Genomic DNA, 23,836 nt, shown 5'->3' with positions numbered 1-23,836 from the left:
CAGGAGTCAGATGAGCGGCACGGTCTCGGCGTTGACCGGCAGGGTGTGCGCGGCGGCCTCCGGCGCGTCGTCGCCGCCCTCGCGCACGGGCGGCCAGGCCGCGAGCGGGTCGAAACCGCGGTGGCCGCATTCGCCGAAGACGGTGAGCGGACCGCCGCCGGAGAGCGCGACGAGCTTCCACAGCGCGGGCCGGGAGAGCGCGGCCGGGGCGATCGGCAGGGCCGAATCCCCTTCCGCGTCCGCCAGTTGCCAGCCGTCCTCGGACGGCACGGGTATGACGTCGCGCAGCGTCACCGGCCAGGAGTCCAGCCAGGGGTCGTCGCCCAGGGCCCGCCCGTACGCGGCGACCGCCCCGGCGACCGTGACGCCCGGCGGCGGCGTCCCGGCCGGCGCCGGCGTCCCGAACCGCGTCCCGAGTTCGGCCCTCAGCTGTCCCGATCCCCGATGGGGCGTGAGCTCGGCATCCAGCGTGACGCCCACCGGCAGGGCCTGTCCGGGGGAGCGGCCGGCGGCCCCGAAGGACAGCAGCAGCGCGGTCCGGCCCGACTCCCTCCCGTACAGCCAGATACGACGGGCGACGATCTTGCCCTCGGGGGTGTCGTACTGGGCGAGGACCAGCCAGTGATCACGGACCGGCGGACCCTCGGCGGGGGCCGGCAGCCCGACCCGGGTACGGACCGTGGCCGCCAGTGGGGGCGGCAGCCGGTCGATGCCCAGCCAGCCCGTGTCCAGCAGATGCAGCAGCGCACACTCCTCCAGCAGCCGCACCGGCCAGCCCGGTCCGGAACCCGGGATCGCGCCCAACTCCCTTACCCGTCCCGCCAGACCGGGCGCCTGGGCGTCGACCATGCGGGCCGCCGTCTCCTCCCACAGCCCGTATCCCGACTGCTCGGCCGCGGCCAGACCGCCGCGCACCAGGTCGGTCAGGCGCTGTTCCAGCTCCCGCACGCCGCCGCCGATCCGCCCGGCCCGGCGCTCGGCCCGCCGCCGGGCGGCCGCCGGATCGGCAGGTCCGGCCGCGGCGCCCTCGCCCCCCTCCGGCCGCTCCTTCACCTCCGCGGCCTCCGCGCGGCGGCGGCGGCCCGCCAGCCACTCACCGGCCCAGTCGGGCGGATCGGCCGCGGGCAGGGCCCCCTCGTCGGACGCCCGGAGCAGCAACAGGCCCAGCGCGTGCTTGCAGGGGAACTTCCGGCTGGGGCAACTGCACCTGTACGCGGGGCCGGTGGTATCGATCACCGTGCGGTACGGCTTGCTCCCGCTCCCCCTGCACAGCCCCCACACCGCACCCGGGCCGTCCCACCCGGTGTCCGACCACGGCCCGGCCGAACCGAGCTTGTTCCCCGCCTTGCGTGAAGCTTCGTCAGGAGCCAGGGCCAGGACCTGCTCCACCGTCCAGCGCGCCGCCGGAGCGGCGGTGCGCAAGGGTTCTCCCCCGTCAGTCAGCAGCATGGACACGACGGTAGGACGCACCACTGACAACCGCCTTTGACCTGCGGGAAAGCCGATTGTCAGTGCCATGGTGCACGGTGGGAACCACATCGGGCCGACCGATCTGGAGGGGGATCCATGACCGTGTCCGAAACCACCGCAGCCGTGGGCGCCGAGGCGCTGCGCCCGCACGCCGAGGACGCCTTCGCCGATGAGCTGAAGGCACTCGCGGCCGCCGACGACCGCCCGCGGCCCGCCCGTTGGCGGCTGTCGCCCTGGGCCGTCGCCACGTACCTGCTGGGCGGCACCCTGTCCGACGGCACCGTGATCACACCCAAGTACGTGGGCCCGCGCCGCCTCGTGGAGGTCGCCGTCACCACGCTCGCCACCGACCGGGCGCTGCTGCTGCTCGGTGTGCCCGGCACCGCCAAGACCTGGGTGTCCGAGCATCTCGCGGCCGCCGTCAGCGGCGACTCGACCCTCCTCGTCCAGGGCACGGCGGGCACACCCGAGGAAGCGGTCCGCTACGGGTGGAACTACGCGGAGCTGCTCGCGCACGGCCCCAGCCGCGACGCGCTGGTGCCCAGCCCGCTGATGCGCGCCATGTCCGAGGGCATGACCGCGCGGATCGAGGAGCTCACCCGCATCCCCGCCGATGTGCAGGACTCCCTGATCACCATCCTGTCCGAGAAGACCCTGCCGCTGCCCGAACTGGGCCAGGAGGTCCAGGCCGTCCGCGGCTTCAACGTCATCGCCACGGCCAACGACCGCGACCGCGGGGTCAACGAGCTGTCCAGTGCCCTGCGCCGCCGGTTCAACACGGTGGTCCTGCCGCTGCCGGCCACCCCCGAGGCCGAGGTCGACATCGTCTCGCGGCGCGTCGACCAGGTCGGCCGCTCCCTCGACCTGCCTCCCGCGCCCGACGGCCTCGCGGAGATCCGCCGCGTGGTCACCGTCTTCCGCGAGCTGCGCGACGGGGTCACCACCGACGGCCGCACCAGGATCAAGTCGCCCTCGGGGACGCTGTCCACGGCCGAGGCCATCTCCGTCGTCACCAACGGCCTCGCCCTCGCCGCCCACTTCGGCGACGGGGTGCTGCGTGCCGGGGACGTCGCGGCCGGCATCCTCGGCGCGGTCGTCCGGGACCCGGCCGCCGACCGGGTGGTCTGGCAGGAGTACCTGGAGACGGTGGTGCGCGAGCGGGACGGCTGGAAGGACTTCTACCGCGCCTGCCGTGAGGCCTCCCTGTGACCGGCGCCCCGCGCCCCGGCGGGCCGCTGCTGCTGGGGGTGCGGCACCACGGCCCCGGCTCGGCCCGCGCCGTCGGCGCCGCACTGGAGGCCGCCCGTCCGCGGGCGGTGCTCATCGAGGGCCCGCCCGAGGGCGACGCGCTGCTGCCGCTCGCCGCCGACGAGCAGATGCGGCCGCCCGTCGCACTGCTCGCCCATGCGGTGGATGATCCCGGACGGGCGGCGTTCTGGCCGCTCGCCGAGTTCTCGCCCGAATGGGTCGCGATCCGCTGGGCCCTCGCGCACGGCGTCCCGGTCCGCTTCATCGACCTGCCGGCCGCCCACTCGCTGGCCATGACGGAGGAGGACGAGCGCCGGGGCCCGGCGGAACAGGCCGGGGAAGCGGGCTCCCCGCCCGTCCCGGTCGACCCCATCGGGGTACTGGCCGAGACCGCGGGCTACGACGACCCCGAGCGCTGGTGGGAGGACGTCGTCGAGCACCGCGCCCACGACGGCGGCCCCGGCGACCCGTCGGCGGCCTTCGCCGCGCTCGGCGAGGCGATGACCGCGCTGCGCGAGGTGTACGGGGACGGCGGCCACCCCAGGGACGCGGTCCGCGAGGCGTACATGCGGATCCAGTTGCGCACGGCGCGCAAGGAGTTCGGCGACGACTTCGCCGTGGTCTGCGGTGCCTGGCACGTACCCGCGCTCGAAGCGAGGACGACGCTCGCCGCCGACCGGGCCCTCCTCAAGGGACTGCCCAAGGTCAAGGCCGAGCTGACCTGGGTGCCCTGGACCCACCACCGGCTCGCCCGGCACAGCGGATACGGGGCCGGGATCGATTCACCCGGCTGGTACGCACACCTCTTCGCATCCCCGGACCGCCCGGTCGAACGGTGGATGACCAAGGTCGCCGGACTCCTGCGCGACGAGGACCGGTTCGTGTCGTCCGCCCATGTCATCGAGGCCGTCCGGCTCGCCGCGACCCTCGCCGCCGTGCGGGGCCGGCCGCTCGCCGGACTGAGCGAGGCGACCGACGCCGTCCGCGCCGTGATGTGCGAGGGCTCCGACGTACCGCTCGCCCTCGTCCGGGACCGGCTGATCGTCGGCGGGACACTCGGCGAGGTACCGGACACCGCCCCCGCCGTGCCGCTCCAGCGCGACCTCACCCGCCTGCAGCGCACCCTGCGGCTCAAACCGGAGGCGTCCGAACGGGACATGGAGCTCGACCTCCGCAAGGACACCGACGCGGCCCGCAGCCGGCTGCTGCACCGGCTGCGGATCCTCGGCGTCGGCTGGGGCGAACCCACCGAGGGCCGGGGGAGCACCGGCACCTTCCGGGAGAGCTGGCGGCTGCGCTGGGAGCCCGAGTTGTACGTACGCGTCGCGGAGGCGGGCGTATGGGGCACCACCGTGCTCTCCGCCGCGACCGCCCGCGCCGAGTCGGACGCCGTGGCGGCCACCGCCCTCGCCGAGGTCACCGCGCTCGCCGAACAGTGCCTGCTGGCCGAACTGCCCGAGGCGCTGCCCGTCGTGATGCGCGTGCTCGCCGACCGTGCCGCCCTCGACACGGACGTCGGCCACCTCGCCGACGCCCTGCCGTCCCTGGCCCGGACGCTGCGCTACGGGGACGTCCGGTCCACGGACACCGCGGCGCTCGGGGAGGTCGCGGCCGGGCTGGCGGAGCGGATCTGCGTCGGACTGCCACCCGCCTGCACCGGACTCGACGACGACGGGGCCGCCGCGCTGCGCCGCCAGGTGGACGGCGTCCACACGGCGATCGGGCTGCTCGCCGGCGCCGTACCGGCGAACGCGGACGGGCTGCGCGAACGCTGGAGGGCGGTGCTGCGCAAGCTCGCCGCCCGCGACACGGTCGCAGGCGTGATCCGGGGCCGGGCCGCCCGGTTGCTGCTCGACGACGGGCACCTCGGACAGGACGACGCGGCCCGGCTGATGGGCCTGGCCCTCTCGCCCGGCACACCGCCCGCCGACGCCGCCGCGTGGATCGAGGGCTTCGTCGGCGGGGCGGCCGGTGGCGGCATGCTCCTGGTCCATGACGAGCGGCTGCTCGCCCTGGTCGACTCCTGGCTGTGCGGGGTCTCCCCGGACACCTTCACCGACGTGCTGCCGCTGCTGCGCCGCACCTTCTCGGCGTACGAATCAGGTGTCCGGCGCACGCTGGGCGAGCTCGTCCGGCGCGGCCCCGCTGCCGGGGGAGCGGCCGCGGGGGCGGGCACGGTCCCTGGCGGCGGGGCGACGGCTCCCGGATTCGGCCCCGTACTCGACGGACCGCGGGCGGACGCGGTGCTGCCGGTGCTGCGCCTGCTGCTGGGCCTGGACGCGGATGGGGACGGGGCCGCGGAGGGACACGACCACACCGAGCAACCGCTGGGGGCAACGGGATGACGACGACCAGGACGGCCGGGGCGGACAAGCCGGCCGGGACGGACGAGACCGCTCGCGTGCAGGGCGCGGACGACGGTGAACGGCTGCGGCGCTGGCGCATGGTGCTCGGCGCGGACAGCTCGCAGAGCACGGGCTGCACCCTCACCGGACGCGACGCCGCGATGGACGGCGCACTGACCGCGCTGTACGAGGGCGGGAGACAGCCCGGCGGACGGGGCGGCAGCGGCCGCTCGGCAGGACTGGGCGCCTCCGCGCCCTCCGTGGCCCGCTGGCTCGGGGACATCCGTACGTACTTCCCCAGCTCCGTCGTCCAGGTCATGCAGCGCGACGCCATCGACCGCCTCGGCCTCTCCGCGCTCCTGCTCGAACCGGAGATGCTGGAGGCCGTCGAGGCGGACGTCCATCTCGTCGGCACCCTGCTCTCGCTCAACAAGGTGATGCCCGAGACGACGAAGGAGACCGCGAGAGCCGTCGTGCGCAAGGTCGTCGAGAAGCTGGAGAGCCGGCTCACCACCCGCACCCGGGCGGCGCTCACGGGTGCGCTGGACCGCTCGGCGAAGGTCAGCCGGCCGCGTCACCACGACATCGACTGGAACCGGACCATCCGGGCCAACCTCAAGAACTACCTGACCCTCCCCGGGGAGGACGGGGCCGGCACGATCGTGCCCGAGCGGCTCATCGGCTACGGCCGCGCGGCACAGTCCGTGAAGAAGGACGTCATCCTCTGCATCGACCAGTCCGGCTCGATGGCGGCCTCCGTGGTGTACGCCTCGGTCTTCGGCGCCGTGCTCGCCTCCATGCGCGCCCTGCGGACCAGGCTCGTCGTCTTCGACACGGCCGTCGTCGACCTCACCGACCAGCTCGACGACCCGGTGGACGTGCTCTTCGGCACCCAGCTCGGCGGCGGCACCGACATCAACCGGGCGCTCGCCTACTGCCAGTCCAGGATCACCCGCCCCGCGGACACCGTCGTCGTGCTCATCAGCGACCTGTACGAGGGCGGCATCCGCAACGAGATGCTGAAGCGGGTCGCCGCGATGAAGGCGTCCGGAGTGCAGTTCGTGACCCTGCTCGCCCTCTCCGACGAGGGCGCACCCGCCTACGACCGCGACCACGCGAGCGCACTCGCCGCGCTGGGCGCTCCGGCCTTCGCCTGTACGCCGGACCTCTTTCCGGAAGTGATGGCGGCGGCGATCGAGAAGCGGCCGCTGCCCCTGCCGGACAAGGAGGCCCATGGATGACGGGCGGTCGCCCGACCGGTGTGCCCGCGCCGTTTTGTCCACTGCGACCCGGCTACCAGGGCGGCCTGTGACCGTAATCACCGCCCAGGTGCGATCTGCGATTTAGGGTCCTGCGGGGCGCGGGGATAACCTGCGAGATGGACATGCCGCGTATTCGGTCACCGTGTGCGCCTTCCTGGTGACAGTCGCAGTCACGTTGCCCCTCGCGGCACGCCCACGCAGAAAACCAACCGCGAGACCATTTGATAAGGGACGGACGCGCGTGGACCTGTTCGAGTACCAGGCGAGGGACCTCTTCGCCAAGCACGGTGTACCGGTGCTGGCCGGTGAAGTCATCGACACGCCTGAGGCAGCCCGCGAGGCGACCGAGCGGCTGGGCGGCAAGTCCGTCGTCAAGGCGCAGGTGAAGGTCGGCGGCCGCGGCAAGGCCGGTGGCGTCAAGCTGGCCGCCACCCCCGACGAGGCGGTCGCCCGGGCGACCGACATTCTCGGCATGGACATCAAGGGCCACACGGTCCACAAGGTGATGATCGCCGAGCTGTCCCCGGAGATCGAGGCGGAGTACTACGTCTCGTACCTCCTGGACCGCACCAACCGCACCTTCCTGGCCATGGCCTCGGTGCAGGGTGGCATGGACATCGAGGAGGTCGCGGAGAAGACCCCCGAGGCCCTCGCGAAGGTCCCGGTCAACGCCGTGGACGGCGTGGACATCGTCAAGGCCCGCGAGATCGTGGCCCAGGCGAAGTTCCCGGCCGACGTGGCCGAGGGTGTCGCCGAGGCCATGGTGACCCTGTGGGACACCTTCGTCGCCGAGGACGCCCTCCTCGTCGAGGTCAACCCGCTGGTGAAGACCAAGGACGGGCGAATCCTGGCCCTGGACGGAAAGGTGTCTCTCGACGAGAACGCCGACTTCCGCCAGCCCGGCCACGAGGCGCTCGAGGACAAGGCCGCGGCCAACCCGCTCGAGGCTGCCGCCAAGGCCAAGAACCTCAACTACGTCAAGCTCGACGGCGAGGTCGGCATCATCGGTAACGGTGCCGGTCTGGTCATGTCGACCCTGGACGTCGTCGCGTACGCCGGTGAGAACCACGGCAACGTGAAGCCCGCCAACTTCCTCGACATCGGTGGCGGCGCCTCCGCAGAGGTCATGGCGAACGGCCTTGAGATCATCCTCGGCGACCCGGACGTCAAGTCCGTCTTCGTCAACGTCTTCGGCGGCATCACCGCCTGCGACGAGGTCGCCAACGGCATCGTCCAGGCGCTTGAGCTGCTCAAGACCAAGGGCGAAGCGGTCACCAAGCCGCTCGTCGTGCGCCTCGACGGCAACAACGCGGAGCTGGGTCGCAAGATCCTCTCCGACGCCAACCACCCGCTCGTTCAGCGCGTGGACACCATGGACGGCGCGGCCGACAAGGCCGCCGAGCTCGCCGCGGCTGCGAAGTAAGGAAGAGGGACTCAGACCACCATGGCTATCTTCCTCACCAAGGACAGCAAGGTCATCGTCCAGGGGATGACCGGCGCGACGGGCATGAAGCACACCAAGCTCATGCTCGCCGACGGCACCAACATCGTCGGCGGCGTGAACCCGCGCAAGGCCGGCACCTCCGTCGACTTCGACGGCAGCGAGATCCCGGTCTTCGGTTCCGTCAAGGAAGCGATGGAGAAGACCGGCGCGAACGTGTCCGTCCTCTTCGTGCCGCCGGCCTTCTCGAAGGCCGCCGTCGTCGAGGCGATCGACGCCGAGATCCCCCTCGCCGTCGTGATCACCGAGGGCATCGCCGTTCACGACTCGGCCGCCTTCTGGGCGTACGCCGGCGCGAAGGGCAACAAGACCCGGATCATCGGCCCGAACTGCCCCGGCCTGATCACCCCCGGTCAGTCCAACGCCGGCATCATCCCGGGCGACATCACCAAGCCCGGCCGTATCGGTCTCGTGTCGAAGTCGGGCACGCTGACCTACCAGATGATGTACGAGCTCCGTGACATCGGCTTCTCGTCGGCCGTCGGCATCGGTGGCGACCCGGTCATCGGCACGACGCACATCGACGCCCTCGCGGCGTTCGAGGCCGACCCCGAGACCGACCTCATCGTCATGATCGGCGAGATCGGCGGCGACGCCGAGGAGCGTGCGGCGGACTTCATCGCATCGAGCGTCACCAAGCCGGTCGTCGGTTACGTCGCGGGCTTCACCGCCCCCGAGGGCAAGACCATGGGCCACGCCGGCGCCATCGTCTCCGGTTCCTCCGGCACCGCGCAGGCGAAGAAGGAGGCCCTTGAGGCCGCCGGCGTCAAGGTCGGCAAGACGCCGACCGAGACCGCCAAGCTGGCGCGCGAGATCCTCGGCGCCTGACGCCTCAGCGCGTCGGAGCACCACCGCAGGATCGCGTCACCGTACGCAAGGACGCGGGCCCGTACCCCCGATCAGGGGTGCGGGCCCGCGTCCTTGCGTACGGCCCCGGACTCAGCCCACTTCGGGAACCAGCCGGGCCGGACCGCGCACGAGCTCCTTGCCGAACTTCTTCCGCAGCTTCTTGTCCTGCGGCGTGAGCTTCTCCGGACCGCCGAGCGGCGGCACCCCGCTGACCTTCTGCGCGGGCGACTGGGGTGTCTCGTACTTCCTCGGGGCGGTGGCCAGCGTGATCAGCGTCAGGCCGATCAGCAGCACGATGAACCCGATGGCCGCCCGCGTCCAGAGCTGCGCCTTGCGTTCGCTGCCACTACGGATCAGCTCCGGGACCGGCAGCGAGGGCGCGGGCTGGGCGAGGGCGAGCGCGCCGAGCCGCTCGTGCAGCAGCGCGGACTGCTCGGCCGGTGCCGACGGCTTCGCGAGCTCGGGCAGCTTCTCGGCGACGGCCGCCCGAGCGGTCATCAGCCGCCCCGCCGCCGCCGGGGTGCTCGCCTCCGTCTCCGCCGCGGTCTCCGGCAGCCCCAGCCCGACTCCGTCGTGGAGCAGCAGCGTGCGGCGGTACGAGGGCGGCAGGGCCAGCAGCGCGTCGAGCAGCGCACGGGGGCCGGGCGCCTCGGGCGGCGGATCGAGGCGGCGGTGCGCGCGGCGCAGCCGGTGCCACGGCGACACCGCGTGTTCGTAGGCGGCCGCGCGTACCCAGCCCACCGGGTCCCGGTCCGCGGCGACCTCCGGCCAGCGCTGCCAGGCGAGGTCGAAGGCCTTGCCGACGGCCTCGCGGGCCAGGCCGCGGCGGCCGGTCAGCAGATAGGTCTGGCGGAACAGCGCGGCGGCGGTGTGCCGGTACAGGGCGTCGAACGCCTCGGCGGGCGAAGGCCCGGTCCCGGCCCCCGAACCGCTGCCACCGCCGCTGGAACCGGCGGCGGAGACTGCCCAGGAAGGCTCGGAAGGCTCGGAAGCCTCCGAGACCTCGGCGGGCTCAGAGGCAGTCGGGCGGGCCGCCCGTTCGGCTGAATCCTTCGACCACTTGTCCGGGGTGTCCGGCTTGATGCCCTCGGCGGGTGGCGTGGACGGTGCGTCACCCGTTCCGATGAGCCTGGCGTACGCCTCGCGCTTGCGCCCGCGTGGACGGGTGCGGCCCGTCTCCCAGGCCCGGACCGTGGCCCGGGTGACCCCCACAGCCGCCGCGACCTGCTCCTCACTCAGTGACTTCGCCTCCCGCAGCCTGCGACGCTCCTTGGGCGGGGGGAGCGGATGGGTATCTGCCGTGCCGGTCGTGCTCTGTGTCATGAGGGCTCCCCGCCCGGCCTGCGCTGGGTGAAAAAGAACATAAGCGCATATTGAGCGACACAGCGGTCATTCGCCCGTTACATGGAATAAGCGCGTGTCGTTGGGAGCATTGCGGTGTGACCCAAGTGACCGAACGCAGCCCGTCGTTGTCGGCAGTGCGGGGACGGCCCGCCGTTCTGGCCTCGGCGCTGCTGCGCGGGGCCGTGGCCGCGGGGCTCGGGCTGGGCTCCGTGGCCGTGCTCGTCATGATCCTCTGGATCAGTTCCCCCGGCGCCGACAGCGGCCCCGGCGAGGCCGTCCACACGGCCGTCGGCCTCTGGCTGCTCGCCCATGGCGCCGAACTGATCAGAACCGACACCCTCACCGGGGCCCCCGCCCCCGTCGGTGTGGTCCCCCTCCTGTTCGCCGCCCTGCCGGTCTGGCTGGTGCACCGCGCGGCCAGGGACGTGCTGGAGCCCGACGAAGGGCGCGGAGCCCCCTCGCCCGGGGGCGCCTTCGCCCTGGTGACGGGCGGGTACCTGCTGGTCGGGGCGCCGGTCGCGCTCTACGCGCGCGGCGCCCCGCTGTCCGCCGAACCGCTGTCCCTGTTGTTCCCGGCGGTCCTTGTGGTGGCGGGCGCGGCGGCGGCCGGGGTGTGGGCGGCTTCCGGGCGACGGCTCGGATCGCCGCCTTCCTGGGCGCCGGTCCGGCTCCACGAGGCGATGGCACGCTCCCGGTTCGTCCGGCGGGCCCGGGTGGTGGGCCGGTCCGCGGCGGCCGGGGTGATGGTCCTGCTGGGTGGTGGCGCGCTCGTGGTCGCGGCGGCGCTGGTGTGGCACGCGGATCCGGTCCAGGACTCGTTCCTGCGGTTCTCCGGAGACTGGGCCGGACGGTGCGCGGTGCTGTTCCTGGCGCTGCTGCTGGTGCCGAACGCGGCGGTGTGGGGGGCCGCGTACGGGCTCGGGCCGGGGTTCGCGCTCGGCACGGCGTCCACGGTCAGCCCGGTCGCCTTCGCGGGCCGCCCGGCGCTGCCGGACTTCCCGCTGCTGGCCGCGATGCCGGCCGAGGGCGCGGGAACACCGCTGAACTGGGCGACCGCGGCGGTCCCGGTCGCGGCGGCGCTGACGGTCGCCTGGTTCACCGTACGACGTGCCGCGCCCGCCGCCGCTGGGCGCGAGGAGGCGTGGAGCCTGCGGGAGACCGCGTTCACCGCCGCGCTGGGGGCGGTGGGGTGCGGGATCGGCGCCGCGCTGCTGGCGGCGGCGGCCGGGGGACCGCTCGGGACCCGGGCACTGGCGGAGTTCGGCCCCGTGTGGTGGCTCACGGGGGCGGCGGCCCTGGCGTGGACGGCCGCGCTCGGCGTCCCGATGGCGGTGTTGCTGCGGGCCTGGCGGCTGCGTGGACGCACCGCGCCCGAGCCGCCGGCGGCCGAGGCGGCGACCGGGCCGGGCACGGCGCAAGAGACGGAAGAGGTGCGGGGGTCCGCAGAGGCGGGGAAGGGGGCCACGCCCACCGGACGCGGGTGGGGGCCGCGATGGGGCCACCGAAAGACGGACGCGGATGCGGCGGATACGGAGGATGCGGCGGAGACCGGAACGGACCCGGTACCCGCCCACGGCCCGGCATCCCGGCCCGCGTCGGCGCTCGTGCCCGTGTCCGCATCCGGATCGCCCGGGCCCTCGTCGCCCGGCCCGGCCGGCCAGGGCGACGAGGACGGCGAGCTGTACGACTTCCTGCCGACCGATCCCTGGCACGCCAAGGCGGCCGGAGAGCGGGCGGACCATCCGGCGGAGGCCGGACCGGTCCACCCGCCGGACGCTACTTCTTGACGCCGAAGAGGGGTTCCAGCGGCTTCGGCAGCAGATCGTTGCAGGCGACCTGGCCCGACTTGGTGAGGGCGTCGTTCACACAGGTGTAGTAGTCCCGGTAGACCAGCTGCACCGTGAACGACGTCGCGACGATCGCCAGAGCGATCAGCGCCGTCACCAGACCGCTGACCGCGGCAGTCGTCTGCTGCCGGCTGCCCCGCTGAAGGACGCCGGTGCCCGGCGCACCCGGCGCTGCTGCGGACCCCGGCGTGTGGGCCGGGCCGGCAGCGGTACCGGGGCCGGTGCCCTGCCCCTGGGCATCGGCATGCGCACCGGCGGCCGCGCCCGGAGCCGCAGCCGATCCGGCCGTCCCCCCGGTCGTTGACGGGTCCTTCGGCTTGGCCCGGAGCGCGCTGATCGACCAGTAGGTCGCGAGCGCGCCCAGCAGCAGGGCGATCTCCGGGAGGTCGAAGATCGCGAAGAAGAAGGCCCACATACCGGCGAGCAGTGAGTAGCGCGCCCGGCGCTGGACGGGGTCGGTCGGGTCCCAGCGGGTGCCACCGGACTTGCCCTCCGGGCCGCCCCGGCCACCCCCCTGTCCGTTCGGTCCCGCCGGTCCGGCGGGCTGCCCGCCGAAACCGCCGCTCTGGCGTCCGGGCTGGTGGCTGCTCCACTGGCTGCCCCAGACGGGCCGGTTGTCGGGGGAGCCGCCCTCGGGTGAGTCCCCGCCGTCCCCGTTGTTCTCGTCGTTGCCATTGGTGCCGCCGTTGCCGTTGGTACCGCCATTGGCCGGGTGGCGCGGCTGCCACGGCTGGTCGGGGCGGTTCTCCGGCGGCGGCGCGAAGGGGTTGTCGTCCTCGGGACGGGCCCCGGAGGACCCGGAGGACCCCGACGACGAGGAGGAAGGGGAAGAAGAGGAGCCCGGCGCGGGGGACTGGCGCTCCCGCATCAGCAGGGGGGCCGGCTCGGGCAGCGGGTGGCGGAAGGCGGTGCGGCGGCGTCGGTCCGGCATATGGTGAACGTCTTCCCCATCTCGTCATTTCCGCCCTGTGGACGGTTCGCTGTCACCTGACGCTACCTCCCGGCGAGGAGGGGCCGAAAGCTGGGCGTGCGCGCGGTGGCCGACAGCTGCCGCCCCGGAGCGCCCGCTCCCGTATGAGCCGGAGCGCCACCGGTCCCCCACCCCCGTCACGCGGGGGCCTCGCGAGGTGCCGGTATCGTTGCTGACGGTCGGCTCGTTCGTAGAGTTCCCCGTATCGGGGGGCGTGATTCTTTCGTACGACCGCACAAACAGCATGGCCGCCGTGCCGCTGCTCCCGAGACGCGGCAGACGGTGCGGCCGCTTCGAACTGCTCCACACGCGAGAAAGGGCCCAGCCGTGGCCTCCCCGCTCTCCTCCGCCGCCCCGGCCCGACTGGTCGTGCTGGTCTCCGGTTCCGGTACGAACCTCCAAGCCCTGCTCGACGCGATCGGTGACGACCCCGAGGGGTACGGCGCACAGGTCGTGGCGGTCGGTGCGGACCGCGACGGCATCGCTGGTCTGGAGCGGGCCGAACGGGCCGCAATCCCCACGTTCGTGTGCCGGGTCAAGGACCACGCGTCACGCGCGGAGTGGGACGCCGCGCTCGCCGCGGCCACCGCCGCGCACCGCCCGGACCTCGTCGTGTCCGCGGGGTTCATGAAGATCGTGGGCAAGGAGTTCCTCGCCGGGTTCGGCGGCCGGTTCATCAACACCCACCCCGCCCTGCTCCCCAGCTTTCCCGGTGCCCACGGTGTGCGTGACGCGCTCGCGTACGGCGTGAAGGTCACCGGGTGCACCGTCCACTTCGTCGACGACGGCGTCGACACCGGTCCGATCATCGCGCAGGGCGTGGTCGAGGTGACCGAAGAGGACACCCCGGAGGGTGAAGCAGCTCTCCATGAACGCATCAAGGAAGTCGAGCGCAAGCTGCTCGTCGAGGCCGTGGGGCGGCTCGCCCGTGACGGCTATCGCATTGAGGGACGAAAGGTTCATCTCGATCATGTCGGTGAATAAGCCCATCCGCCGCGCCCTGGTCAGTGTCTACGACAAGACCGGGCTCGAAGACCTCGCCCGCGGTCTGCACGAGGCCGGTGTCGAGCTGGTCTCCACCGGCTCCACCGCCGGGAGGATCGCGGCCGCCGGAGTACCGGTCACCAAGGTCGAGGAGCTCACCGGCTTCCCCGAGTGCCTCGACGGCCGCGTCAAGACGCTGCACCCGCGCGTCCACGCCGGCATCCTGGCCGACCTCCGGCTGGACGCGCACCGCGAGCAGCTCGCCGAGCTGGGCGTGGAGCCGTTCGACCTGGTGGTCGTCAACCTCTACCCGTTCAAGGAGACCGTCGCCTCCGGCGCCTCGGCCGACGAGTGCGTGGAGCAGATCGACATCGGCGGCCCCTCGATGGTCCGCGCCGCCGCCAAGAACCACCCCTCGGTGGCCGTCGTCACCAGCCCCGAGCGGTACGCCGACGTGCTGACCGCGGTCAAGGCGGGCGGCTTCGACCTGACCGCCCGCAAGCGGCTCGCCGCCGAGGCATTCCAGCACACCGCCGCGTACGACGTGGCCGTCGCCTCCTGGTTCGCGGACGACTACGCCGCCGCCGACGACTCGGGCTTCCCCGACTTCTTCGGTACGACGTACGAGCGCCAGGACGTCCTGCGCTACGGCGAGAACCCGCACCAGCCCGCCGCGCTCTACACCTCCGGCGCCGGCGGCCTGGCCGGTGCCGAGCAGCTGCACGGCAAGGCGATGTCGTACAACAACTACACGGACACCGACGCCGCGCGCCGGGCCGCGTACGACCACGCCGAGCCGTGCGTCGCGATCATCAAGCACGCCAACCCGTGCGGCATCGCGATCGCCGACGACATCGCCGAGGCGCACCGCAACGCGCACGCCTGCGACCCGCTGTCGGCGTACGGCGGTGTCATCGCCGTCAACCGTCCGGTGAGCGTCGCCATGGCCGAGCAGGTCGCGGAGATCTTCACCGAGGTCATCGTCGCCCCGGCGTACGAGGACGGCGCGGTCGAGGTGCTGTCCCGCAAGAAGAACATCCGCGTGCTGCGCTGCCCCGAGGCCCCGTCGGCCGAGGTCGAGGTCAAGCCGATCGACGGCGGCGCGCTGCTCCAGGTCACCGACCGCCTCCAGGCGGACGGCGACGACCCGGCCAACTGGACGCTGGCCACCGGCGAGGCGCTCTCCGCCGACGAGCTGCGGGAGCTCTCCTTCGCGTGGAAGGCCTGCCGGGCGGTCAAGTCCAACGCGATCCTGCTCGCCAGGGACGGCGCCTCGGTCGGCGTCGGCATGGGCCAGGTCAACCGCGTCGACTCCGCGAAGCTCGCCGTCGAGCGGGCGGGCGAGGAGCGGGCACGGGGCGCGTACGCGGCCTCCGACGCCTTCTTCCCCTTCCCCGACGGGCTGGAGATCCTGACCGCGGCCGGCATCAAGGCCGTGGCCCAGCCGGGTGGTTCGGTCCGCGACGAGCTGGTGGTCGAGGCCGCGAAGAAGGCCGGCGTGACGATGTACTTCACCGGCACCCGCCACTTCTTCCACTGATTCCCGGCGTCTCCTGACGCCTCATGGCCACGACGAAGGGCCGGTCTCCGAGAACGAGTTCGGGGAGACCGGCCCTTCGTGTGGTGCGGCCCGCGTTACTGCTTGATCACCAGGGTGCCGGCAGCGCGGTCGTGCCAGCCCTGCAGCTTCCCGGAGTTGTCGAAGAACGGGGACAGGTACGTGAGGATGGCACCGATGTAGCAGAGGAACGCGCCGACGATCGGGATGATCCAGCGGATGAAGCCGGCACCGAGACCCGGGGCCATGCCGGTGTTCTCCTTGACGACCTTCAGGCCGAGCGCCTTCTTGCCCAGCGTGGCGCCGATCAGCGAGATCAGCAGCCACTCGTAGAGCAGCGTGATCAGGATGAAGAGGGCCAGCACGCCGAACATGGTGGCGATGATGCTGACGCTCGCGTCGTTGACACAGGACTGGTAGCCCGGGTCCAGATTGCTGCCGCAGTCGTCGGTGCTCTTCGCGAGGCCCAGGGCGCTCGCCAGGCCGATCGCGCTGAGGATGCCGTAGAGCACTCCGATGACGACGGCGTCGATGCAACGGGCGCCGAGGCGGCGGCCCATCGAGGCGACCTCGACCGTGCCGAGCGTCGGGATGTTGATGTAGCCGCTGTTGGCCTGGAGCGTGCCGGGCGCCTGCTGCGGGTAGCCGTAGCCGGGCTGGCCCTGCGGCGGAACGCCGGGCTGCTGCTGCGGGTAGCCGTAACCGGGCTGGCCCTGCGGCGGCACTCCCTGGGGCGCCTGCTGCGGGTAGCCGTAGCCGGGCTGGCCCTGCGGCGGCTGACCTTGCGGCGGCTGACCGGGCTGCTGGCCGGGCTGCTGCCCGTAAGGGTTGTTCGGGTTCGGGTCGCCGAAGCTCATCTGGGCGTTTCCTCCAACGGACATACGGGGACGAATGCGGCCGCGCGGAGGAAAGAAAACATCAGCGGTCCGCCCCCCGGGTACTTCTGCGGCACTGCGGCCTTCATCGTTATAAGCGGGAAGTAAGTTTGTCCAGCCGCGGTACGAGAAGTTGTCCAAGTGCAACCTTGTGTCCACGGCCGGTACCTGTAATTGGTCCCCGGGTGGGTCATCCGCGAGAATGCCTCCATGACTGCCCAGATTCTCGATGGCAAAGCCACCGCAGCCGCGATCAAGTCCGATCTCACCGTCCGCGTGGCGGCCCTCAAGGCCCGGGGTATCACCCCCGGCCTGGGAACCCTGCTGGTGGGTGACGACCCGGGCAGCAGGTGGTACGTGAACGGCAAGCACCGCGACTGCGCGCAGGTCGGCATCGGTTCCATCCAGCGCGAACTCCCCGACACCGCCACCCAGGAGGAGATCGAGGACGTCGTACGGGAGCTCAACGCCGATCCCGAGTGCACGGGTTACATCGTGCAGCTCCCCCTGCCCAAGGGGATCGACACCAACCGCGTTCTGGAACTGATGGATCCGGCCAAGGACGCCGACGGGCTGCACCCGATGAGTCTCGGCCGGCTCGTGCTCAACGAGAAGGGACCGCTGCCCTGCACCCCGCAGGGTGTCGTGCAGCTGCTCCGCCACCACGGTGTGGAGATCAACGGGGCGCATGTCGTGGTCGTCGGACGCGGTGTCACCATCGGCCGGTCCATCCCGCTGCTGCTGACCCGTAAGTCGGAGAACGCCACGGTCACCCAGTGCCACACCGGTACGCGTGATCTCTCCGCCCACCTGCGACAGGCCGACATCATCGTCGCGGCCGCGGGCGTGGCGCACATCATCAAGCCCGAGGACGTGAAGCCGGGCGCGGCCGTGCTCGACGTCGGCGTCAGCCGGGACGGGGAGGGCAAGATCGTCGGCGATGTACACCCGGGCGTGGCCGAGGTCGCCGCGTGGATCTCGCCGAACCCGGGCGGTGTCGGCCCGATGACCCGCGCCCAGTTGCTCGTCAACGTGGTCGAGGCGGCCGAGCGCGACTCCGTCCCGTCCGCGGGCTGAACCGATCCGGAAGGAACCCCATGGGTGCTGGTACGAGTCCGGCCGACCGGGCCGCCGCCGATGCGGACGGGCCGGTCGCCGAGCAGTCCGAGGGCGCGGCCGGTGTTCCGGCCGGCGGCGCTGCCGACTCCTCGGCTGACGGCGGGCCGGCGGACCCGGCCGACGGTGCTTCACCCGCGTCGGGCGACAGCGCGGCAGCGGCAGCGGCACCGGACGACACCGCGGACGGCGCTGCGGATGACGGTGCGGACGCTCCTGCGGACGGTCGCACCGGCAGCCACCCCGCGCCCGTTCCCGCCGCGGCCCCCGCGACGGGCCGGTCGCGGGCGTTGGCATCGCTCACCCAGGACACCGCGCGTCCCGAGGGCGGCGGCCGGGCGGCGGGCGGCGACGCTCCGGCCCCCGCCCGTCAGTGGCCGTTGCTCGCGGTGCTCGGCACGGCCGCGATCGGCCTGCTGATCGTGGCCTCCGACCCCTTCGAGCAGGCCTTCCGGGTCGGCACGATACTGATCGGTGTGGCGCTCATCGGGGGCGCGGTACTCCGCCTCGTGATCCCCTCGGTGGGCATGCTCGCGGTGCGTTCCCGCTTCACGGACCTGGTGACGTACGGGCTGCTGGGCGTCCTCATCGTGATGCTCTCGCTGATGGCGCAGCCCAAGCCGTGGCTGGACATCCCGTTCCTGGAGAACGCGGTCCACTTCACGATCCGCTGAATCCGCGCGGCCGCCCCGGGCCGCGGACCGGTGCCCGTCCCCTCCCCCGAGAAGGGACGGACGCCGGGGACGGGGCGTGCCGGAGCGAAAAGCTCCGGAATCCGGCGAGTTGAGCGGCCTTGCCCCGTCCTGACTACAGCCTTGTGGTTGGGGGAGGACTGTTCAAGGGATGGCTGTGGCCTGTGGCACGGAAGTGACCATTCCGCCACGGTGTGATCGTCAGGCAACGATGGCAGACTGGCCCGGCAGGCGGCAGGCGGCAGGCGGCAGGCGGCAGGCGGCAGGCGGCAGGCGGCAGGCGGGCCGGGCGAGGCCGGGCGAGGCCGGGGCGCGTGCGGGTGTGTGCCGGGCTGCCGAGTGCAACCATGCGCTCCCTCTCCAGGAACTGGCAGTCTGCGTTCGCGCATCTATCTGGGTAGTCCGGGGCGGAAGACCACCGGCTCCGGACGGGGCCAGAGCGGTGTGCGAGGCGCCGGGCGCGTGCGGGGGCAGCGGAAGCCGAAACGATGTGAAGTGGGAAGTAGGGGGAAGTAATGCCTCGTTGGAAGGCACTGCCGGAGGATCTCGACCCACAGGTCCGGGAGTTTGCCGGCCAACTGCGCAGACTCGTCGACCGCAGCGGCCTGAGCATCGCCGCCGTGGCCGACCGCACGGGGTACAGCAAGACGTCGTGGGAGCGGTATCTGAACGGGCGGCTGCTCGCCCCCAGGGGCGCCATCGTCGCGCTGGCCGAGGTGACGGGCACCAATCACGTGCACCTGAACACCATGTGGGAGCTGACGGAACGGGCCTGGAGCCGTGCCGAGATGCGCCACGACATGACGATGGAGGGCATGCGGATAATCCAGGCGCGGGCGGCGCTCGGCGAGACCGGGCAGCCGTCGCGCGGCCACGGCAGGAGCCGGCCCTCCCATGGTGTCGGCACGGCCGAGGGCGGGACGGGTGCGGCACCGGGCGTGAGCGACGGGGGCCGCTCCCCGTCCGTACCGGCCCAGCGCGGGAGCGTTCCGCAGGTGCCGCAGCAGCCGCAGGTCCGGCCGGACCGGGCGATGGGTGCGGGGCCCGGTCTGCCGCCCGCGATGAACGCCCACGGGGGCGCTCCCGGGCAGCCGCCCGCGCATCGCGGCAGTGGCAGTGGCAAGGGCAGCGGGAGTGGCCGGGGCCGTGGCGGCAGCCGTAAACAGCTCGTGATCGCCGCGGCCGCGGTGGGCGTCCTGCTCGCGGTGACCGGTGTGGTGCTGCTGACCGGTTCGGGTGGTGACTCCGACGCCGACAAGGCCGCCGCCCCTTCCCCGTCGCCCACGGCCAGTGCGCCGGAACTGCCGGCCGGGGTCGGGTGCAGCGGCTCCGACTGCGCCGGGCAGGACCCCGAGGACATGGGCTGCGGCGGCGAATACGTCCGTACGGTCTCCAGCGCCACCGTCGGCGGAAGCGTCGTCGAGGTGCGCTACAGCAAGACCTGCGGGGCGGCGTGGGCACGGATCACCAAGGCGGCCACCGGCGACACCGTACGGATCAGCGCGGGCGGTGCGGGGCAGGACGGCACGGTGTCCGCCGCCGCTGACACGTACACCCCGATGGTCGCCGTGAAGCGGGTCGCCGACGTCAAGGCGTGCGCCACCCTCGCCACCGGCACGAAGGGGTGCACGGCCGAAGCGACGGGGTGAACGAGGAGCGGGGCGGTGAGCGGGGAGTGACCGGTTGTGTGCGGTGCCACAGGGGGCCGGGCGGCCGAGGGGTTCCGGGTCGGATAGCCTGATCGCTGGATATCTCTTCACATCAAGATTCAGGGATGTCCAGCACCAGGGGCCAGGAGCCCCCACCGCCAGCTGTCTAACGGAGATCGCCATGACCCGCACTCCCGTGAATGTCACCGTGACCGGCGCAGCCGGCCAGATCGGCTACGCGCTGCTCTTCCGCATCGCCTCCGGCCACCTGCTCGGCCCGGACGTGCCGGTCAACCTGCGTCTCCTGGAGATCCCGCAGGGTCTGAAGGCCGCCGAGGGCACCGCGATGGAGCTCGACGACTGCGCCTTCCCGCTGCTGCGCAACATCGAGATCACCGACGACGCCAATGTGGGCTTCGCCGGCGCGAACGTCGCCCTGCTCGTCGGCGCCCGCCCGCGCACCAAGGGCATGGAGCGCGGCGACCTGCTCTCCGCCAACGGCGGCATCTTCAAGCCGCAGGGCAAGGCGATCAACGACAACGCCGCGGACGACATCAAGGTCCTCGTCGTCGGCAACCCGGCCAACACCAACGCGCTCATCGCGCAGGCCGCCGCCCCGGACGTACCGGCCGAGCGCTTCACCGCGATGACCCGGCTGGACCACAACCGCGCGATCTCGCAGCTGGCCGCCAAGACCGGTGCCGCCGTCTCCGACATCAAGAAGCTGACGATCTGGGGCAACCACTCGGCCACCCAGTACCCGGACATCTTCCACGCGGAGATCGCCGGCAAGAACGCCGCCGAGCTCGTCAACGACGAGGCATGGCTGGGCGACACCTTCATCCCGACCGTCGCCAAGCGCGGCGCCGCGATCATCGAGGCCCGTGGCGCGTCCTCGGCCGCCTCCGCCGCGAACGCCGCCATCGACCACGTGCACACCTGGGTCAACGGCACCGCCGCCGGCGACTGGACCTCCATGGGTATCCCGTCGGACGGCTCCTACGGCGTTCCGGAGGGCATCATCTCGTCCTTCCCGGTCACCACGGAGAACGGCACGTACAAGATCGTCCAGGGCCTGGACATCAACGAGTTCTCCCGTGCGCGCATCGACGCGTCGGTGAAGGAGCTCACCGAGGAGCGCGACGCGGTCCGCGAGCTCGGCCTCATCTGATCCGTACGTCCCCCAGGGGACCCGCGGACGCCACCGCCACCGCCACCGCCCCCGGCAGCAGTCAGCCGCTGCCGGGGGCGGTGGCGTTTCTCGTACGGGGCCGGCCTCAGGCCCCACGGAGCCCGTCGGCGAACTCGCGCAGGGCCGCCATGGCCCGGCGCTGGAGACCGGGGCCGAACGTGACGCGGCCGGCGCCCAGTTCGCCGAGGCGGCGCGGACCCGGACCGTCCGGCCGGGCGAGCGCGTTCAGCGGTGCGGGTACGGCGGTGGCCAGGCGGGGGAGCGACTCGGCCGGGGCGCCGATCGGGTAGACGCAGTCCGCGCCCGCGGCCACGTACAGCAGCGCGCGGCGCACGGTCTCGGCCTCCTGGTCCGTGCCCTCCGGGACGCCGGTGACGTACGTGTCCACCCGGGCGTTGACGAACAGCGCGTCCCCGGCGGCCGCCCGCACCTCCGCCAGCCGGTCCGCCTGCCACCGGGCATCCACGAGGACCCCGTCCACCGTGTCCTCCAGATTGCAGCCGACGGCCCCGGCGGCGAGCAGCCGCTCCACCAGCTCCCGTGGCGCCAGTCCGTACCCTGCCTCGATGTCGGCCGACACGGGTACGGAGACGGCGCGGGCGATGCGCGCCACCGCCGCGAACATCTCGGCGGCGGGCGTGGCCCCGTCCTCGTACCCGAGCGAGGCCGCGACCCCCGCGCTCGGCGTGGCCAGGGCCGGGAACCCCGCGTCGGCGAGGACGCGGGCGCTGTCGGCGTCCCACGGGCCGGGGAGGACCAGCGGATCGCCGACAGTACGTCCGTGGTGCAGCGCACGGAGGTCGGACGCGGTCATGGCGGAAGGCTCCTGAGGTGGGCGGTGCGGAGGGGAGTGCCTGGATCAGTGGTCGCCGGGCGTGTAGTGGCCGGGGACCAGGCGGCAGGTCACGGCGAACCGGTTCCAGGCGTTGATCGTGATGATCGCGGCGATGAGGTGGGCGAGCTCCGCCTCGTCGAAGTGCTTCGCGGCCTTCGCGTACACCTCGTCCGGCACGAAACCGTCGGTCAGGACGGTCACCGCCTCGGTCAGCTCGATCGCCGCGATCTCCTTCGGCGTGTAGAAGTGCTGCGACTCCTCCCACGCGCTGAGCTGCACGATCCGCTGGATGGACTCACCCGCCGCGAGCGCGTCCTTGGTGTGCATGTCGAGGCAGAACGCGCAGTGGTTGAGCTGCGAGGACCGGATCTTCACCAGCTCGGCCACGACCGGGTCGAGCCCCTTGCGGGACGTGGCGTCCAGCCGGGCCATCGCCTTGTAGACGTCGGGGGCGTGCTCGGCCCACTGCATGCGGGGCGTGTGCTCGGTGGTGTACTCGGACGTTGCGCGGCTGTGCTCGTTCGTCGTCATGGATACGACGCTACGCGGGGGGTGGCGTAGCGGTATGGTCCATTTTCATGACAGATCCCTGGGCCACTTTCGGTGCGGACCTGCACATTGACCCGGCCGGTGCCATCGGACTGCGGGCCGGGCTCATGGACGCCCTGCGCGAGGCCGCCCGGACGGGGCGGCTGGCACCGGGGACCCGGCTGCCGTCGTCCCGCACCCTCGCGGCCGACCTGGGCATCGCCCGCAACACCGTCGCCGACGCCTACGCGGAACTGGTCGCCGAGGGCTGGCTCACCGCCCGGCAGGGCTCCGGCACCCGGGTCGCGCAGCGCGCCGAGCCGCGCCGGGCGGCGACCAGGGCGCCGCGCTCCCGGCCGCCCCGCACCAGCCCCGCCTACAGCCTGCAGCCCGGCTCGCCCGACCTGTCGACGTTCCCGCGCGCCGAATGGCTCAAGGCCGCCCGCCGCGCCCTCACCGCGGCACCCAACGACGCCCTCGGATACGGCGATCCACGCGGCCGCGTCGAACTGCGCACCGTGCTCGCCGACTACCTGTCACGGGCCCGCGGCGTGTACGCGGACCCCGACCGCATCGTCATCTGCTCCGGCTTCGTCCACGGACTGATGATGATGGGGAAGGTGCTGCGGGAGCGCCGCGTGCGGGAGGTGGCCGTCGAGTCGTACGGGCTCCACGTGCACACCCGCCTGCTCACCGAGGCCGGGCTGCGCATCCCCTGCCTGCCGCTCGACGAACTCGGCTCCCGGACCGGCGAACTGTCCGCGATGCGCGGCGCGGGCGCGGTGCTGCTGACACCCGCGCACCAGTTCCCGACCGGGGTACCGCTCCACCCCGACCGGCGGGCCGCTGCGGTGGACTGGGCCCGGAGCACCGGCGGCCTGATCCTGGAGGACGACTACGACGGAGAGTTCCGCTACGACCGCCAGCCGGTCGGCGCGCTCCAGGGACTGGACCCGGAACGCGTCGTGTACTTCGGCACGGCCAGCAAGTCCCTGGCGCCGGGGCTGCGGCTGGGCTGGATGGTGGTCCCGCAGGAACTGGTGGGCGAGGTGACCGCGGCCAAGGGGCTGAGCGACTGGGCGTCCAGCGCGCTGGACCAGCTGACGCTCGCCGAGTTCATCGCCTCCGGCGCGTACGACCGGCATGTGCGCTCCATGCGGCTGCGCTACCGCAACCGCCGCGACCAGCTTGTCGCCGCGCTGGCTGAACGCGCCCCGTCCATCAAGATCAGCGGGATCGCCGCCGGTCTGCACGCCGTACTCGAACTCCCGGAAGGCAGCGAGGCGGACGTCGTCCGGTCGGCGGCCTGGCAGGGGCTGGTGGTGCAGGGGCTGTCCTTCTACCGCCACCCGGACGCCGAGGCACGCCACGAGGCCCTGGTCATCGGCTACGGGACCCCGACCGACAGTGCCTGGGCGGGCACGCTGGACGCGCTCGTGCGGGTGCTGCCGTGAGCCCGGCGGCGGAGCTGGCGCCCGCCCCATGGCAGGAGCCGGTTTGCCCGCGGCCCGGTTCGACCGGACGCGCCGCACGGCGAGCGTCACCAGCAGTCCGGCGGCGGGGTCGACCAC

19 protein-coding genes are annotated in these 23,836 nt (G+C 72.8%); 13 read left to right on the top strand and 6 right to left on the bottom strand.

Annotation, left to right across the window (positions count from 1 at the left end):
- Positions 1-6 precede the first annotated feature (6 nt).
- Entirely contained in the window at positions 7-1,449 is a 1,443-nt protein-coding gene (locus OG322_RS13410) for an SWIM zinc finger family protein (protein WP_329306455.1), read from the bottom strand.
- A 117-nt stretch (positions 1,450-1,566) separates the two neighbouring features.
- On the opposite strand from OG322_RS13410, the gene OG322_RS13405 reads away from it, so the two are divergent.
- The 5 genes from OG322_RS13405 (at position 1,567) to sucD (ending at position 8,654) form a co-directional block, all read left to right on the top strand.
- Positions 1,567-2,679 (top strand): ATP-binding protein, encoded by a 1,113-nt coding sequence (locus OG322_RS13405; RefSeq protein WP_123461152.1) that lies wholly within the window; start codon positions 1,567-1,569, stop codon positions 2,677-2,679.
- Positions 2,676-5,063, top strand: a complete 2,388-nt coding sequence (locus tag OG322_RS13400; RefSeq protein ID WP_123461153.1) for a DUF5682 family protein — start codon at positions 2,676-2,678, stop codon at positions 5,061-5,063. Before OG322_RS13405 ends, OG322_RS13400 begins: the two co-directional genes overlap by 4 nt.
- A complete protein-coding gene (locus OG322_RS13395; protein ID WP_443066543.1) occupies positions 5,060-6,304 on the top strand; it encodes a vWA domain-containing protein in 1,245 nt (414 codons plus the stop codon). The genes OG322_RS13400 and OG322_RS13395 overlap by 4 nt, the downstream gene beginning before the upstream one ends.
- 262 nt (positions 6,305-6,566) lie before the next feature.
- A complete protein-coding gene (gene sucC / locus OG322_RS13390) occupies positions 6,567-7,748 on the top strand; it encodes an ADP-forming succinate--CoA ligase subunit beta (protein WP_123461154.1) in 1,182 nt (393 codons plus the stop codon).
- Between the two features lie 21 nt (positions 7,749-7,769).
- Positions 7,770-8,654 carry a succinate--CoA ligase subunit alpha gene (sucD, locus tag OG322_RS13385; RefSeq protein ID WP_123461155.1) on the top strand — a complete coding sequence of 295 codons (885 nt, stop codon included), beginning with the start codon at positions 7,770-7,772 and terminating at the stop codon, positions 8,652-8,654.
- A 111-nt stretch (positions 8,655-8,765) separates the two neighbouring features.
- Here the strand turns inward: sucD and OG322_RS13380 are convergent, their stop codons facing one another.
- Positions 8,766-9,998 carry a helix-turn-helix domain-containing protein gene (locus tag OG322_RS13380; protein WP_266411166.1) on the bottom strand — a complete coding sequence of 411 codons (1,233 nt, stop codon included), beginning with the start codon at positions 9,996-9,998 and terminating at the stop codon, positions 8,766-8,768.
- A 125-nt stretch (positions 9,999-10,123) separates the two neighbouring features.
- Here OG322_RS13380 and OG322_RS13375 point away from each other — a divergent pair, with 125 nt between their 5' ends.
- On the top strand, positions 10,124-11,806 hold the full coding sequence (locus OG322_RS13375; RefSeq protein ID WP_329307733.1) for a cell division protein PerM: 1,683 nt from the start codon (positions 10,124-10,126) through the stop codon (positions 11,804-11,806).
- Here OG322_RS13375 and OG322_RS13370 read toward each other — a convergent pair.
- Positions 11,796-12,797 (bottom strand): hypothetical protein, encoded by a 1,002-nt coding sequence (locus OG322_RS13370; RefSeq protein ID WP_329306454.1) that lies wholly within the window; start codon positions 12,795-12,797, stop codon positions 11,796-11,798. The genes OG322_RS13375 and OG322_RS13370 overlap by 11 nt on opposite strands.
- A 366-nt stretch (positions 12,798-13,163) precedes the next feature.
- On the opposite strand from OG322_RS13370, the gene purN reads away from it, so the two are divergent.
- Both purN and purH read left to right on the top strand, forming a co-directional pair.
- Complete coding sequence (gene purN, locus OG322_RS13365; protein ID WP_123461158.1) at positions 13,164-13,820, top strand: phosphoribosylglycinamide formyltransferase; 657 nt, start codon at positions 13,164-13,166, stop codon at positions 13,818-13,820.
- Positions 13,807-15,360 carry a bifunctional phosphoribosylaminoimidazolecarboxamide formyltransferase/IMP cyclohydrolase gene (gene purH / locus OG322_RS13360; protein WP_123461159.1) on the top strand — a complete coding sequence of 518 codons (1,554 nt, stop codon included), beginning with the start codon at positions 13,807-13,809 and terminating at the stop codon, positions 15,358-15,360. Before purN ends, purH begins: the two co-directional genes overlap by 14 nt.
- A gap of 95 nt (positions 15,361-15,455) precedes the next feature.
- On the opposite strand, the gene OG322_RS13355 is transcribed toward purH, so the two are convergent.
- A complete protein-coding gene (locus tag OG322_RS13355; protein ID WP_123461160.1) occupies positions 15,456-16,235 on the bottom strand; it encodes an RDD family protein in 780 nt (259 codons plus the stop codon).
- A gap of 228 nt (positions 16,236-16,463) precedes the next feature.
- Here OG322_RS13355 and OG322_RS13350 point away from each other — a divergent pair, with 228 nt between their 5' ends.
- The 4 genes from OG322_RS13350 to OG322_RS13335 all read left to right on the top strand — a co-directional run bounded on the left by OG322_RS13350 (position 16,464) and on the right by OG322_RS13335 (position 20,881).
- Positions 16,464-17,330: a bifunctional methylenetetrahydrofolate dehydrogenase/methenyltetrahydrofolate cyclohydrolase gene (locus OG322_RS13350; RefSeq protein WP_123461161.1), complete on the top strand. Its 867-nt coding sequence runs from the start codon at positions 16,464-16,466 to the stop codon at positions 17,328-17,330.
- A gap of 20 nt (positions 17,331-17,350) precedes the next feature.
- On the top strand, positions 17,351-18,043 hold the full coding sequence (locus tag OG322_RS13345) for a DUF3017 domain-containing protein (protein WP_329306453.1): 693 nt from the start codon (positions 17,351-17,353) through the stop codon (positions 18,041-18,043).
- Between the two features lie 533 nt (positions 18,044-18,576).
- Entirely contained in the window at positions 18,577-19,710 is a 1,134-nt protein-coding gene (locus tag OG322_RS13340; RefSeq protein ID WP_124284825.1) for a helix-turn-helix domain-containing protein, read from the top strand.
- A 181-nt stretch (positions 19,711-19,891) separates the two neighbouring features.
- The gene (locus OG322_RS13335) at positions 19,892-20,881 is read left to right on the top strand and encodes a malate dehydrogenase (protein ID WP_024488992.1); all 990 of its coding nucleotides are present in this window, start codon (positions 19,892-19,894) and stop codon (positions 20,879-20,881) included.
- Positions 20,882-20,987: 106 nt separating this feature from the next.
- On the opposite strand, the gene OG322_RS13330 is transcribed toward OG322_RS13335, so the two are convergent.
- Entirely contained in the window at positions 20,988-21,716 is a 729-nt protein-coding gene (locus OG322_RS13330) for an isocitrate lyase/PEP mutase family protein (protein WP_329306452.1), read from the bottom strand.
- Positions 21,717-21,761: 45 nt separating this feature from the next.
- On the bottom strand, positions 21,762-22,268 hold the full coding sequence (locus tag OG322_RS13325; protein WP_329306451.1) for a carboxymuconolactone decarboxylase family protein: 507 nt from the start codon (positions 22,266-22,268) through the stop codon (positions 21,762-21,764).
- 47 nt (positions 22,269-22,315) lie between these two features.
- On the opposite strand from OG322_RS13325, the gene pdxR reads away from it, so the two are divergent.
- A complete protein-coding gene (pdxR, locus tag OG322_RS13320; protein WP_329306450.1) occupies positions 22,316-23,719 on the top strand; it encodes a MocR-like pyridoxine biosynthesis transcription factor PdxR in 1,404 nt (467 codons plus the stop codon).
- The last annotated feature ends 117 nt before the right edge of the window (positions 23,720-23,836 follow it).

This window comes from Streptomyces sp. NBC_01260 (assembly GCF_036226405.1).
Lineage (GTDB): Bacteria > Actinomycetota > Actinomycetes > Streptomycetales > Streptomycetaceae > Streptomyces > Streptomyces laculatispora.
The sequence above is the reverse complement of the archived record's forward strand: the minus strand, read 5'-3'. Positions and strand labels throughout refer to the sequence as shown.